The organism is Luteolibacter pohnpeiensis (assembly GCF_016595435.1).
In the GTDB taxonomy this organism is placed as follows: Bacteria; Verrucomicrobiota; Verrucomicrobiia; order Verrucomicrobiales; family Akkermansiaceae; genus Luteolibacter; species Luteolibacter pohnpeiensis.
The window spans coordinates 10,445-24,449 of record NZ_JAENIJ010000030.1 but is presented as its reverse complement, the minus strand read 5'-3'; the positions used below and the strand labels follow the sequence as shown (position 1 = coordinate 24,449).

12 protein-coding genes are annotated in these 14,005 nt (G+C 54.0%); 8 read left to right on the top strand and 4 right to left on the bottom strand.

The window, feature by feature from the left end:
- Nucleotides 1-9 precede the first annotated feature (9 nt).
- Nucleotides 10-783 (top strand): VC0807 family protein, encoded by a 774-nt coding sequence (locus JIN85_RS15925; protein ID WP_200272553.1) that lies wholly within the window; start codon nt 10-12, stop codon nt 781-783.
- A 94-nt stretch (nt 784-877) separates the two neighbouring features.
- Here JIN85_RS15925 and JIN85_RS15920 read toward each other — a convergent pair whose 3' ends face one another.
- Nucleotides 878-1,162: a 4a-hydroxytetrahydrobiopterin dehydratase gene (locus tag JIN85_RS15920; RefSeq protein ID WP_200272551.1), complete on the bottom strand. Its 285-nt coding sequence runs from the start codon at nt 1,160-1,162 to the stop codon at nt 878-880.
- 133 nt (nt 1,163-1,295) lie between these two features.
- Between JIN85_RS15920 and JIN85_RS15915 the strand changes: the two genes are divergently transcribed.
- Entirely contained in the window at nt 1,296-1,733 is a 438-nt protein-coding gene (locus JIN85_RS15915) for a hypothetical protein (protein ID WP_200272549.1), read from the top strand.
- Nucleotides 1,734-1,788: 55 nt separating this feature from the next.
- Here JIN85_RS15915 and JIN85_RS15910 read toward each other — a convergent pair whose 3' ends face one another.
- The 3 genes from JIN85_RS15910 to JIN85_RS15900 all read right to left on the bottom strand — a co-directional run bounded on the left by JIN85_RS15910 (nt 1,789) and on the right by JIN85_RS15900 (nt 6,416).
- A complete protein-coding gene (locus tag JIN85_RS15910) occupies nt 1,789-2,325 on the bottom strand; it encodes a hypothetical protein (RefSeq protein ID WP_200272547.1) in 537 nt (178 codons plus the stop codon).
- A 123-nt stretch (nt 2,326-2,448) separates the two neighbouring features.
- Entirely contained in the window at nt 2,449-4,827 is a 2,379-nt protein-coding gene (locus JIN85_RS15905) for a discoidin domain-containing protein (RefSeq protein WP_200272545.1), read from the bottom strand.
- Nucleotides 4,828-5,270: 443 nt separating this feature from the next.
- Complete coding sequence (locus JIN85_RS15900; protein WP_200272543.1) at nt 5,271-6,416, bottom strand: substrate-binding domain-containing protein; 1,146 nt, start codon at nt 6,414-6,416, stop codon at nt 5,271-5,273.
- A 215-nt stretch (nt 6,417-6,631) separates the two neighbouring features.
- Between JIN85_RS15900 and JIN85_RS21970 the strand changes: the two genes are divergently transcribed.
- The 6 genes from JIN85_RS21970 to cheB are packed head-to-tail and all read left to right on the top strand — an operon-like array spanning nt 6,632 to nt 13,994.
- Nucleotides 6,632-8,494 carry a methyl-accepting chemotaxis protein gene (locus JIN85_RS21970; protein ID WP_200272541.1) on the top strand — a complete coding sequence of 621 codons (1,863 nt, stop codon included), beginning with the start codon at nt 6,632-6,634 and terminating at the stop codon, nt 8,492-8,494.
- Between the two features lie 8 nt (nt 8,495-8,502).
- Entirely contained in the window at nt 8,503-8,970 is a 468-nt protein-coding gene (locus tag JIN85_RS15890) for a chemotaxis protein CheW (RefSeq protein WP_200272539.1), read from the top strand.
- Complete coding sequence (locus JIN85_RS15885) at nt 8,967-10,199, top strand: CheR family methyltransferase (RefSeq protein ID WP_200272537.1); 1,233 nt, start codon at nt 8,967-8,969, stop codon at nt 10,197-10,199. Before JIN85_RS15890 ends, JIN85_RS15885 begins: the two co-directional genes overlap by 4 nt.
- Nucleotides 10,196-10,726: a chemotaxis protein CheW gene (locus tag JIN85_RS15880; protein WP_200272535.1), complete on the top strand. Its 531-nt coding sequence runs from the start codon at nt 10,196-10,198 to the stop codon at nt 10,724-10,726. Before JIN85_RS15885 ends, JIN85_RS15880 begins: the two co-directional genes overlap by 4 nt.
- Nucleotides 10,723-12,972 (top strand): hybrid sensor histidine kinase/response regulator, encoded by a 2,250-nt coding sequence (locus tag JIN85_RS15875; protein WP_200272533.1) that lies wholly within the window; start codon nt 10,723-10,725, stop codon nt 12,970-12,972. Before JIN85_RS15880 ends, JIN85_RS15875 begins: the two co-directional genes overlap by 4 nt.
- Nucleotides 12,969-13,994 carry a chemotaxis-specific protein-glutamate methyltransferase CheB gene (gene cheB / locus JIN85_RS15870; RefSeq protein ID WP_200272532.1) on the top strand — a complete coding sequence of 342 codons (1,026 nt, stop codon included), beginning with the start codon at nt 12,969-12,971 and terminating at the stop codon, nt 13,992-13,994. Before JIN85_RS15875 ends, cheB begins: the two co-directional genes overlap by 4 nt.
- Nucleotides 13,995-14,005: the final 11 nt, after the last annotated feature.

Here is a 14,005-nt window from a genome sequence, read left to right as displayed (position 1 = left end):
CAAACCCACATGCCGAATCAAAAAAACTCAAAGGAAAACCCGCTCGCCAATATTCTGATCAACGTGCTCATCCCCGTGGTCGCGCTCAGCTATCTGAGCAAAGATCCGGCATTTGAGCGCTCCATCGGAAAAACAGCTCATTGGTGGAACCTCGGCCCGACGAACGCGCTGATGATCGCTCTCATCCCGCCGATCGCCTACGGGATCTGGTTTTTTATCAAAACCAAGAAGTTCAATTTCTTTTCGGCACTCGGTCTCTGCTCGGTTCTCCTGACCGGAATCCTCACCCTTTTTCTCTGGAACAAGGACGGTACCGTCAAACCCCATGCCGACATTCTGTTTGGCCTGAAAGAAGCCTCCATTCCATTCGTCCTGGGCCTCGCCATCATCGGCTCGCACTGGACACGCACGCCTCTCCTTCGTCAATTTCTCTACACCGACGCCATCTTTGACATCGGTAAAATTGAGAACAAAATCAAAGAGATCGACGCTCAGGCTCCCTACCAAGAGATCCTGTTCAAAGCGACCCTCCTTTTTGCAGCCTCATTTTTCATCAGCACGTTGCTGAATTTCGGCTTATCCATGTACTTCCTTGGTGGTCTCAACCACCTCGCTCCGGACGCTCGAGAAGTCTACAATGCACAGGTCGCCAAAATCACCGGATATGGCTTTCCTGTCATCCTGGTTCCATGCGGAATTTTCCTCTTCATCACGCTGCGGAAATTGCAGAGTGGCCTACGGAAAATCACTGGATTCAGTGATGAGGAAATGATGCTGCTTTAACCAAAGCAACGCTGATACTGGCCAGACCTCGCAGGCCAGTCAGCTGCAACAAAAGTGGCCGGGCGGAAATCTCATCCGCCCCGCCGCACGGTGATCAATCCACAAGATTGTCCACCCGTTGCGCCAATTCGATATCCAAATCTGTAACGCCACCCGCATCATGCGTGGTGAGCTTCAGTGAAACCTTGGTATGGCGGATGTGGATGTCAGGATGATGTTGTGCCTCTTCTGCGATCTCCGCGAGATCGTTCACAAAATCAATGGCATCCATGAACTCTTCGAACTCAACAGTTCGAGTGATCGACTTCTTCTCATACTCCCATTCAGGGCATTTTTTCAGGGCGGCGGTCAGATCGTCGTCTTCTAGCAGGTCGGACATTTTAGGTAATCGGGGAAACGTTCGCAGGAAGATTGCGGCGCGGCGTTCACGCTTGGCAAGCGTGTTTCAGAACTTCCTCAAATTCGTTGTCGCGCACATTGCATTCTCCTAGGCCAGACCTTAGATTAGCCGTATGAAATTTCTCGTCCTTTCCTTGATTTCAGCGACTTTTGTAGTTTCCTGCGTGCCATCGACACCGCAATATCGCATCGCTCAAAATCCGCAAAAATTTGAGGCGTTGAGCAGCAAGGATCAGGAATTGGTCAAGAAAGGTCAAATACGTCGTGGCATGTCGAAGGACGCCGTTCGCATCGCATGGGGCAACCCAAGTCAGGTTTTTGAAAACTCGAAAAACGGCAAATCAGGCGAGCGGTGGGATTACACCGGCACGAAACCTGTTTATCGTGATGAATTCTTTGTCGGACCGGGGTATTACGGCGGATTTTATGGTAGAGGCTACTATCCGTATTATGGTTTCAACCCAAGCCTCGATGTCACCTATGTGCCCTACCGTGATGCCACTGTCTGGTTCGTTGGCTCGAACGTGGATTCCTGGGAAAGGCTCAGGTAAGAGCGGGGTGATGGAATAGCTTTGCCAGACAAGGCAAAGCCACATCCTCGGACTATCACAGCAGTTTTTTCACTGCAGGAACCTTACTGATATAAGCGAGAGCTCGTCTCGTAGAACGTAGCTTTTCAGTCTGAAGATGCTGAAACGGACAATATTCGCCGCTTTTGATGGAAGCGGCCAGCTTGATCAATCGGGACCGATCTTTGGCATCCTGCAGATTCTCCATCGCTAAATGAAGATAGTCTTCGGCTAACTCGGATTGATTCATCGGGCCAAGTGTCAGTTCGATTATTTTCCGATAAATTTCCGGCTCGTCGGGATAGTTTTCGAGCAGCGCCTCATAGTCTGCCAAAGCTTCTTGTAAATCTCCTCTGATTGCCTTGGACGCGGGCGGTCCCATGATGGGAGGAGCCACCGCAAATCTCTCATTGGGCAGGCAGGAAATAAATTCCGCCACCTTGTCACCAATCCAAAGAGCAGCTGGATATCCGGTGGCAATTCCAATTGCCGCAATCATTGCAACAAGTATGATCAACATCCCTATGGCCTGCATAATCATTCCCCCACTCATCATCATTGCATCATGAAACATTCACCATGATATACAAGATCAAAAGCCCACCAAACCAAACTTTATGATACAAAATGAAGCGCGACCCGATTGCTCGGATCGCGCCTCTATCATTGCTTTATCTCAGGGAGATTCGATTTCGAACTATTGTTCCGGCGTGCTTTCTGACTCAACGACTCGATAAAACTCCATCGGCGTGTCCGGCAGCGATTGAACACTATAACCAAGTTGTCCGTCCAATCCATCAATGGTGATCAAAGGCGACCAATTCACCAAGTCACTGGTGTATTCAACATCATAAGAATATCCGGAATGACCATACCAAACGAGATCATAATCGGTTGGAACATCTGATCCAGGAGCGGTCTTATAGATCGTCTTCATCATCCCAAAGTCATGATCTTCGGTAAAGTCACCCATCTGAACTTTCCAATCCACGATGTCGTTATTCTCCGTATAAAGGCCGGTCCGCGCGGTAAATCCAAAGTAGGAAAACCCATTTTCATCTGTCGCGCCGATATCTTCCAAATTCACATCCACATTTTGAATGACTGCGATTCCATCGAAATAGACGTCGAGATCACCTGGGACATAAACGATTCTCACTTGATAGGCTCGCTCGGTTGACAAGGTAGCAAGGGTGTAGGGGTACCCACCAGCGACCACATTCCCGGCAGAATCCAACACCTCAGGAATCCCAATAATTTCCGTTCCCGGGGTTTGATAAATAGAAGTAGCTTGGCTCAGCGCTGTGGTTCCGGAAAGAACTTGAACCACTGAGGAATTGATCGCGGTGAAATCGAATGATTTGAACATGATGTTCAGAGAATTCGAGGCAATACCAGTCTCACCAGTTCCAACATTCGAGACACCACCATCAGCATTATGAATCACCACGGCAATACCGTCGGCCGGTGGGAGAGCAACTGGAGTATCAATGTTGAGATGAAGCCCGAATGTCATTTCAAAGCCAGCAGTGCCGTTCAACTTCTTGTAGAAGTAAGCAGCACCACTTTGACTTCCTTCATCAGGCGTCAGGCGTAAAACGCCATCCGTAACCTCCGCGCTGCCAGCGACTCGAATATCCGCTCCTGCCGATGCGAAATCATCGTAGTCAATGCCATCAAGACCTGGATCATCATAGACAACCACATCAAAGGACGCCGTTAAAGCTTCCGTGGATGTAGCCGTTGCAACTGTAAGCGTATAAGTCGTGCTTACCGTAGGAGTCACCACCACTTCACCGCTGAATGCAGGAAGAACTTCACCATTCAATGATACCGAAGTAGCACCACCTACAGAATAGGTCAGAGTAACGGATTCCCCAACAAAGATTTCCGATGCACTCCCAGTAAATTCAACAATCCGGGGAGATATCGAACTCCCTGGCAACGGGATATCGTACGAAGAACGATTGCGCTCCAATGGAACCGGGTAATCAAAATCAACATTTTCAATCATGGTCCATGTGGATTGATCATTACTGCCTTCCAAGGTCCACTGGATCGGGTCACGCGATGCCGCATCGTTGCCAGTAGCAAAACGGTAGCCGTCAAATGTTTGCGGAGTCCCGAAGTCAAAGATCACCGGTGCGCTATTGCCATCATACCATTTGGTCGCGGTGTTGTTATCGATCAGACTTGCGGCAGTTTCCGTGGAGGTACTGGCAGGGTCGCCATTGCTTCCGCCGATGTTGCTGACCGCGCTTACCGTCAATTGTGATGATCCATTGAAGAATTGGAATTCACTGAGTTGCACTTCGCCAGGCACGGTTCCTCCCCGGCGCTTCATCGGCGTGTAGCGGACGTATTGATAGGTCGAGGAACCACCCACAACCGTCCGGACGGTTGCAGTTGCGGTTTCTTCTCCGCCGCTTGGTGCGATCGCCTGCAAGGTGTAGACTGATGTCGCATTTGAAGGCGGCGTTACCGCGTAACCGGTTTCTGCATTGAGCGGCACACTAATAGGTGTTCCACTTGGCCCAATGAGATTGACCACAGAGGTATTGCCAGTCACCCAGGCAAGATAGGTGGATGAACCATTGAGCATAATCGCCGAATACCCGGCAGTATCGGTGCTGTAACTATTGAAATAATCGATCACCGGAGGAATGGCATCCGGAATATCGTAGCCTACCTGATAGGCATAGTTGGTTCTAACCGTCGCTTCATTCGATCGGACGTCGAGCGGAATCCAATCCGTGCCATCATCACTTCCCGCCAAAGTCCAGGAAATCGGAGTTCGGATGTAAGTGGCGTTATCGTTGGCGTTCGCAAAATTATAGGAATCAAAGGTCGGTGGTGCCGTTCCAAAATCGATCACCAGCTCATTCCCTGTTACCAGGGCCTCAGCTCTGAACCATTTGGTGGTGGTCAGGCCATCGAACAGCATGTTCGTGCCTTCAGCTGCCGCAGGATCCTGCGTCCCCGAAGTTGCCGAAACTGTTACAACATCGACACCAGTGCCATCTCGATTATTCAGATTCAGCAAGGTTCCTTGGTAGGAAAAAGTGAATTCCGACATCTGCACATTGACCCCACCACTTACGATCGCAGTGGGTTTAAACCTGATATATCGGTAGCTCGCTTCGGCTCCCGAAGCTGGTAATGCAGCGACTAAAGCCAAGCCCGCGAGTAGAGAACGAGAAGGAATTTTAAAAAAAGGAGACAAATGCCCCCATCGAGGATCGTTATTTATCATCATAGAAGTTCGGGTTTGAGATAGGGACGCAAATCTAGAATCTGCGATCAATCCATTCTCAGCTTCTATCAACTGCGGCGCTGAATCGACAGTGTGAACTATTCCCTATTTCAGCCAAAAGACTTACCTCTTTTGACATATCATTCATTACCAGTTGTATTGCCAGATAAGCAACCACCCATCCTTAGTATGTTGCTAATTTTTCACATCATGTGTGGCGACATCCTCATCTCCCTACCTTAAACTGGAAGAGGTCTAACGCTGAATCAGTTAGATCCGCGCGCCTTATCTCTCCAGCTATTCGGAGTAAGTTGATAAGTTTGCGCAAATATTTCACATAATTTCCGCGCATTCCCGAAACCGCTCTCGAGAGCGATGGCATCCAGCTTTAGATCGGTATCGCGCAGAAGCCGGTTTGCAGCGGCAAGTCGTGATTTAAAAATTTCTGTCCGCGGGCTGTGCCCTACAAGGCAACGAAACTCTGCGCGAAACGCCCGCTCGGTCATGCCGGCAATTTTTGCGAGCTCTGAAGATTTCAAATTCTCCGCAAAATGTTGCCGGATGTGAACAATCGCCCGGGTAATCATGGGATTTGAGGTCACCATGGTCGCCGTGGAAGCGCGTGCAAACACCCCTAAGGGACCCACTTTCACCGGCTCTGAAGCCGCGCGCCCTTCCATCATTTCGGATAAAACCCTGGCTCCCGCACGACCCACACGACGCCAATTGAGATCAACCGAAGATAAAGGCGAAGGTGCCATCGCCACCTCGATTTGACTATTACCACAGCCCAGAATGGCGACTTCCTGCGGCACTCGCAGCCCCATCAATTCACAGGCCAACATCAGGTCCAGAGCCAATTGATCATCATCCGCAAAGACCCCCACCGGCTTCGCCATTTGCCCCAACATCCTCACCAAGCGACTCACTCGCTGTTCGCGCGGCGGAGTCGGGCGATCGCTAAAACCGGCATCATCATCAGGATCGATCATCTCGACCCGATTCAGTGGGAAAATTTCCTTCTGAAACACGCTCCGCAACCGTTTCGATTCAGGCAGGCTGCGGGATCGTAGAAAAGCATGATTGAACAGGCCCAGGCTCAACAGATGCCGCGCCGCATCCTGAGCAGCTTGCTCGTAGTCCGGCTCCACCACCTGTCCTTGGACTCCTGACTTCACGGCACCTAGATGAACGACCGGGACCTCGGGTCTATTTTTAAGCCATCGTTCGATTCTATCGTTCGAACCGTGAACGATGATTCCATCAACACGGCCCTCTGCGGGCAAATCCCCCCGGAAACGCATACTCGCGTCCAACATCCACCCTCTACTACGGGCATAGTCCACCACACCGAGAAGAACCTCCTCTCGGTAATGGTCCGTCACGTAGAGCACTTTTCGACGACGCTTCACGCTAACCTCGTCAAAACTATTTTCGGGTAGAAATGACAATCTACACAAACCATTCGAATCCTCCACGAATGTCAATTTCCCGATTTCCATCGCCGAACGACATCAGCACTGCAGACCTTTTCTAACGGATCGATTACTCAGGAAATCTTGAATGCAAAGAACTCACCAGTATTCCCTTTCCATGGAGAGCCGCTGTGTTTACAGATCGACACGAAATGAAGTGGTCCATTGGCAGAAAAATCTTCACGGGGTATTTGATCGCGATCGCTTTGATCGCAGGCATCGGGCTGGCATCGCTGATATCCGCCTTAAACTTGCTCAAAAACGTCGATCTGAGGCAGCAAGCAAGTAGCCACAACAAAATACTGGATGAAGTCGATGCCCAGGTCCTGAATGCTGAAGCGGACGCAAACCGTTATCTTCTAACTGGCACCAACGATTTCCGCGAAGATTTCAATACCGACCTTTCCGATCTCCAAAGCGACCTGGAAGAACTCAAAAAACTTGAAAAGGCATACGAAGGCGATGCCGACATGCTCAACAAGTTGAGGGATACTGAAGTGCTGATCGCGAAAAAGAAAGATGCGATGCAAGCTTTGGTCGACTTACGCGCAAGTGCCGGTGCGGAAGCCGCTTTTCAGGCAGCCGAGCGCGACGATACAGTCGGCACCGGGCAGCAGATTCACAAAAACTTTAGCGACTTGATCAAAGTGGTCCATCTGGCCATAGAGGATGCCAACAACGAAGTCCGCAAGGATTCCCACTCCCTGATCTGGATGATCTGGCTATCAGTCGGAGCCTCCATTCTGCTGTTACTGGTCATTGGTAGTTTGCTGGCGCGGAATATCTCGATTCCGCTTCGCAAGCTGACCAACTCCGCGGTGCAAATTTCCAAAGGGGATCTTTCAACGACGGTCGAGACGCCTAACCGGAGCGATGAAATTGGCACCTTGTCTCATAGCTTTGCCTCCATGGTCGATTACCTGCGGGAAATGTCCGCGGCCAGCAACCGAATCGCCAGTGGAGATCTGAGCGTCAAGCTCACCCATCGATCGGAAGCTGATGAGTTCGGCAAATCCTTTTCCGGCATGCTGACCTACCTTCGTGAGATGTCCCACGCCGGTGCCAAAATGTCCGCGGGCGACCTCACCGTCAAACTGCAGCCGCGATCGGAAATGGATGAGTTTGGGCGATCCCAAGCAGACATGATCAGCAACCTCTCCGATCTTATCCGGCAGGTGCAACGCTCCGGCTTGCAGGTCAATTCCTCTGCGGTGGAAATCGCAGCAACGACCAAGCAACAGCAAACCACTGCCAGTGAGGTTGCCAGCACCACCACCGAAATCAGTGCGACTGCACGCGAAATTTCCGCCTCATCCATGGAGCTGCTGAAAGTGACCGATGAAGTCGCCAAGGTTTCCGAAGACACCTCAGCGCTGGCGACCCAAGGCAAAACCGGTCTTGCCAGAATGGAGGCAACCATGCGGCAGATCATGGAAGCATCCGCATCCGTCACCGCTAAACTGGGCGTGATGAATGACAAAGCCGGCAACATCAACGCCGTCATCACCACCATCACCAAGGTCGCGGATCAGACGAATTTGCTTTCCCTCAACGCCGCGATCGAGGCCGAAAAGGCAGGTGAATACGGCCGCGGCTTTGCTGTCGTGGCTGCGGAAATTCGCCGCCTCGCGGATCAAACCGCTTCTTCCACATTGGATATCGAGCGCATTGTCAAAGACATGGTCGCTGCGGTTTCCGCAGGCGTGATGGGGATGGACAAATTCAGTGAGCAAGTCCGACGCGGCGGTGAGGATGTGACGGAGATCAGCTCGCAGCTGGATCAGGTCATCCTTCAGGTGCAATCCCTCACACCAAGCATGGACGCAGTGACCAGCGGCATGCGTTCCCAAAACCAAGGATCTCAACAAATCAGCGATGCGCTGGTCCAGCTCGGTGAAGCCGCCCGACAAACGGCGGATTCCATCCGTGACTCCAGCCGTGCGATCGAGCAACTCAACAACGCCACCAGCGGCCTGCAAACCTCCATTGCCCGGTTCAAACTGCCAGAAGCATAGGATTCCTCATGTTGTTTGTTCTCTTCAGCGCGGGTCATGACCGCTATGCCATTTCCTCACGCCAGATTGAGGAAGTGATTCCGTTCGCCCGACTGAAGTCCATGCCGCATTCCCACCCCGCGTTCGCCGGGCTGCTCAATTTCCGTGGCAAGCCGGTGCCGGTCTTGGATTTCAATGTTCTGTTAGATTTATCGCCGGTCGAGCCATGCTTCGTTTCCCGCATCATGCTGTGCAAGGTCACGCTGGAATCCGGCGTGTCACGATTGCTCGGTCTGCTCGCGGAAAAGGTCACGGAAACCCGAAATCTGGCGGAAATCCGATTCATCGATCCTGGTTCGCTACCAGCAAACGCCGACTACATCGGCCGGGTCTACGAAGCGGCGGACGGTAGCTACATTCAGTGGATCCACCCGGATCGCGTGCTGCCGGATGCGGTCCTGCAGGAACTCACCAACTCCACCCTGGATGCAACATGAAGGCAGTCGACCGCGTCCTAGCATTGATCACCAAACGCACCGGCATGGAAGTTTCCACGCTCGGCGGGCTGCCCGTGATTTTGAAGGCGATGGAGCTGTCGCGGGAAGAGGCGGGAATGACGACCCTTGATGAATGGGCGGATTCCCTGGATCTCAAGCAAGAGGTCTGGCAGGCATTTCTGCACCGCATCATTGTCCCGGAAACCTTCTTTTTCCGGTATCCGGAAAGCTATCAAGCACTCACGGAATGGGTCAGGCGCTACCCGAAACGCCCGCTGCGGGTATTGAGCCTACCTTGCTCTACCGGGGAGGAAACGTATTCGATCGCGATCTGCCTGCAACGGGCAGGACTGGCTTCTGCGGAATTTTCAGTGACCGGATTCGACATCAATGCCCCTTCAGTGGCCGTGGCACGCAAAGGCATTTACCGCCATTCCGCATTTCGCGGGGTCGTGCCACCAGCGCAGGAACGATTCTTTGAGCCGTTCGATGATCAAAAATTCCGCGTCGCCAGTCATGTTCGCCGAGAGGTGCTGTTTGAGGAAAAAAACTTTTGGGACGTCTCTGTCTTTGAAGAAAGTTACGATGTGATTTTCTGCCGGAACTTGCTGATCTATTTCCCACCCGAGCGGCAAATTTCCGCACTGCAAAAAATCGGCAGCATGCTGAGAACCAGCGGCCTGCTATTCCTCGGCCCGGCTGAAGTCCCGCTCGCCTGCCAGAACGGGTGGAAATCCGCAGGATTCCCGATGTCCTTTGCATGCGAAAAAGCGGAATCAAACCGCCCGGCGAGCCCGATTCAATTTTTCCAAGGTCTCTCAGCTCCAGTAAGAACCAGACCGGTGGTCACCCGCATTTCCCGGCCTGCTGGAATCTCCCGCCCCACCCCGGCAGCGGCGGCGGCACCGGTCACACCTGCCGCCCCGGAACCAACATTGGAATACATCCGCAGCCTCGCCGACCGCGGGGCGCTTGAGGAAGCCCAGGCAACCTTGGATCAATACCATCGACGCCAACCAGCGGATGCCGAAAGTTACTATCTGGGCGGGCTGCTTGCCGAGACGATCGGCGAACGGACACGGGCCGAGAACTTGTTCCGAAAAGCGCTTTACCTTTCCCCCTCTCACCCCGAAGCCATTTCGCATCTCGCGCTGCTTTTACGCGCCGATGGCCGGATAGATGCTTCACGTAAACTTCTTGCTAGGGCCGAACGCCTGAATGCCCCATGATTACGGATTCCCTGCTCCTTCACGCCATTCCCGACGGGCTTCGCGAGGAATGGGCCACGCACTTTGCCAAGCCACTGGATCCGCCCAGCTCGGACCGGATCGCACTGGTGGTTTTCCGCTTGGGTGCAGAAAAGTTCAGCCTGTCTGCCGACCGGGTGGAAGAAATCATCACCCCAGGCGTCATCCGCCCCCTTCCCCACAGCGGCAAGGGATTGTTGCGCGGGGTGACAAATGTGAATGGCCGCATCAGGACCTGTGTTTCTCTGGAGCGCCTGCTGAATGCGACACCAGGACCGGCCAGTGGCACACCCCGTCTGATGGTGCTTCAGGACCAACGCTGGAGAGTGGCCGCAATCGTGGATGAAATCCTCGGGGTGCAGGAATTTCATCAGAGTGATCTGAAACCGCTGCCCGCAACCCATACCGGGGCCGTTTACAGCACGGGTTGGTTTGGAGAAGGCGACCATTTCGTCGCAAAATTGAACGAAGACGAACTTTTCGACGCGATGAGGCGCCAATTGACATGACTCCCGGCAGCTCATCTTCCGGTGACCTGAGTGGCTTCTCGATGACGGAGCTGTTCAGAATCGACGCCGACAATCAACTAACCACCCTATCCGAGGGTCTTCTGGCACTCGGCAGCGGTGTCGATGCCTCCTCTGTGCTGGAAGAACTGATGCGGGCGGCGCATTCAATCAAAGGCGCTGCCAGAATCGTCAATGTCGATGCCGCCGTAGGCATCGCCCACGTGATGGAAGACGTCTTCGTCAGTGCTCAAAAAAATCCTGGCGCTCGCTTCCCGCAGTCTCGGATCGATTTGATGCTCAAAGGAACCGATCTGCTGCGCAGCGTCATCTTCGATACCGAGCCGAAGCCAACCGCCGCGGAAATCGCCGAATTCGTCCGCAAATGCGGATTGCCTGCGGATGCCGAGGAAAGCTCGGCCCCTGCACCCACCCCAAAACCAGAGCCAGCAAAACAGGAACTCGCTGCCCAGGAACCTCAAGCAGCCGAAGCATCCCGGAGCGAAACCCAGACCCGATCGGTCCGGATCGGCTCGGACAACCTAGACCGCCTTGTTTCGCTGGCGGGAGAAAATCGCATCACGCTCAACCGGGCGAATCGTTTCAACAAGGAAGCGGAGGAGATCGCCACGGTTCAACGCAGCCTGCTGATTTCACTGCGTGGTTTTGCCGAGACATTTGCCGGCAGCCCACAAGCCGCTGAGCACCTCGAAGACATTCGGCGGAAAATTGCGGCAGCCGAGGATTTGGCCGAGCAGCTCCGGCTTGGCCTGGACGAATACAGCTTCCAAATCTCACAACTCGGTAACCGACTCTACACCGAGGCACTATCATGCCGAATGCGGCCGTTTGCCGACTGCGTGCTGTCCCTGAAACGACTGGTCCGCGATCTTTCCCGGTCGCTCGGAAAACCCTGCCGACTGGAAGTCCGCGGAGAGAACACCGAGGTCGATCGCGACATTCTGGAAAGGCTGGAAAGCACGCTCACCCACCTCATCCGCAACGCGCTTGATCACGGCATCGAGCCCAGCCACATTCGCGATGCCGTCGGGAAAGATCCCCAGGCAACAATCACCATTTCCGCCGCGCACGTTTCAGGTCGTCTGGTGATCCGGTTATCGGACGATGGTCGCGGCATTGATCCCGAGTATATCCGGAAAGAAATCGTCGCCCGTGGATTGATCAGCCGTGTCGCCGCCTCGACGCTGACCTTCGCGGAGGTCATGGAATTCTTGTTCCTGCCCGGATTTTCGATGAGCAACAAGGTCACCGAAATCTCCGGACGCGGCGTCGGCCTGGATGCGGTGCGCTCCACGGCAAAAGCACTGCGCGGCACGATTCGTGTTCATAGCACGCTGGGTGCCGGGACGACATTTGAGCTTTCCACTCCGATCTCCCAAGCGCTCGCACGCTGCCTGCTGGTGGACATCGCCGGCACTCCATGCGCCCTGCCGCTGGCAAGAATCGAGGGCGTCGCCAACATTCCTGAAGAAGAAACCCACTACACCGAAGGCAGGCAGCATTGCGACTGGAATGGCCAGCGGATTGGATTGATCAACGCGGCGCAGGTCCTGGAATTTGAAGAAAATCAGCCGCTCACCAGCCCGCTGTCGGTGGTGATCATGTCTGAAGCCGGCAAGCAATTCGGCGTGGTGGTTGCCAATTTCCTCGGCGAAGAAGAACTTCTGTTACAACCGCTGGATTCCGAGCTCGGAAAAATCCGCGATCTCGCAGCGACCTCCTTGATGGCGGATGGCTCACCGGTTCTGGTTCTGGATGACGAGGATTTCCTCCTATCCATCCGCACACTTGCAGGTGAAGGCAGGCTGAGAGTTTCCAAAACCGACAAGCATGAGGATTCCGACGTTGCCAAACACGTCCTTGTTGTGGATGACTCACTGACGGTGAGAGAGCTGGAAAGAAAACTCCTGACCGAGCGCGGCTATGAAGTCACCACCGCAGTGGATGGCATGGATGGCCTCAGCACGCTGCGCGAAGGGAAATTCGACATGGTCATCACCGACGTGGACATGCCACGGATGGATGGCATTGAGCTGGTGGAAAAAATCCGCGCCAATCCTCATTTCCGTGATCTCCCGGTGATGATCGTTTCCTACAAGGACCGGCAGGAGGATCGCGAGCGCGGCCTGGAAGCCGGCGCGGATTATTACCTGGCAAAATCCAGTTTCCACAGCGACGAACTCGCGCGCATGGTCGAGCAGTTCATTGGCCCCGCCTACCAATCATGAAGCCACCTTCGCGTCATCTGAAACTGGGACTCGTGAATGACAACGCGGTCTCATGTGAGGCGATCCGGCGCCTTGTCGCAACCCGGGACGGCTACCAACTTCTATGGACCGCCTATGACGGGGCGGAAGCGGTTGAATATTGCCGCACCAACCCGCCAGATGTGGTGCTGATGGATGTGGTCATGCCGCGGATGGATGGTGTGGAGGCGACCAGGGAAATTGTCGCCACCACCGAGTGTGCGGTGCTGTTGGTGACCTGGTCGATTCCCCGCAACACCTCGAAAGTGTTCGAAGCCATGGGTGCGGGCGCACTCGATGTCGTGACCACGCCCAGCATGGGCAATCTTGAAGAAATCGACACGTTTTTCCGCAAGATCGAACAAATCAAAACTCTGCGCGCCCCCATGGCGATGCCTCCACGGGTTCAGGCCGCTGCACCAGCAACGGAGGCACGCAGTGCTCAAAAGCTGATCCTGCTCGGCGCATCCGCAGGTGGCCCCGCCGCTCTGGCGGAAATTCTGAGTGGACTGGATGCCACGCTGCCGACAGGCATCGTCATTGCCCAACACATGGATGTGAGGTTTGGTGACGATTTCATCTCCTGGCTCGGAGACCAGACCGCATGGCCTGTGCGCAAAGCCCAAGCGGGTGACGCGGTAACCAACGGCCTGGTTCTGGTCGCAGGAGCGGAACATCATCTTGTGTTCCGGCCGGGAAACCGTCTACACTTCACGGATCAACCAGCATTTGCTTACATCCCATCCGTGAACGTCCTATTTTCCAGCGCCGCAGAACATTGGAAAGGGTCACTTGCCGCCGCCTTGCTAACAGGCATGGGCAGCGACGGAGCCGAGGGTCTGAAACAACTTCGGCAAGCGGGACATCTGACGATTGCACAAGACGAAGCGAGCTGCGCATTATTCGGCATGCCTAAAGCCGCTGCAGCAATTGGAGCGGCTCGCGAAATCCTGCCACTGAACCGGATCGTCGATCGTCTTGCCGGGTTTTCACTGTCCAATTAAACCGCCACGCC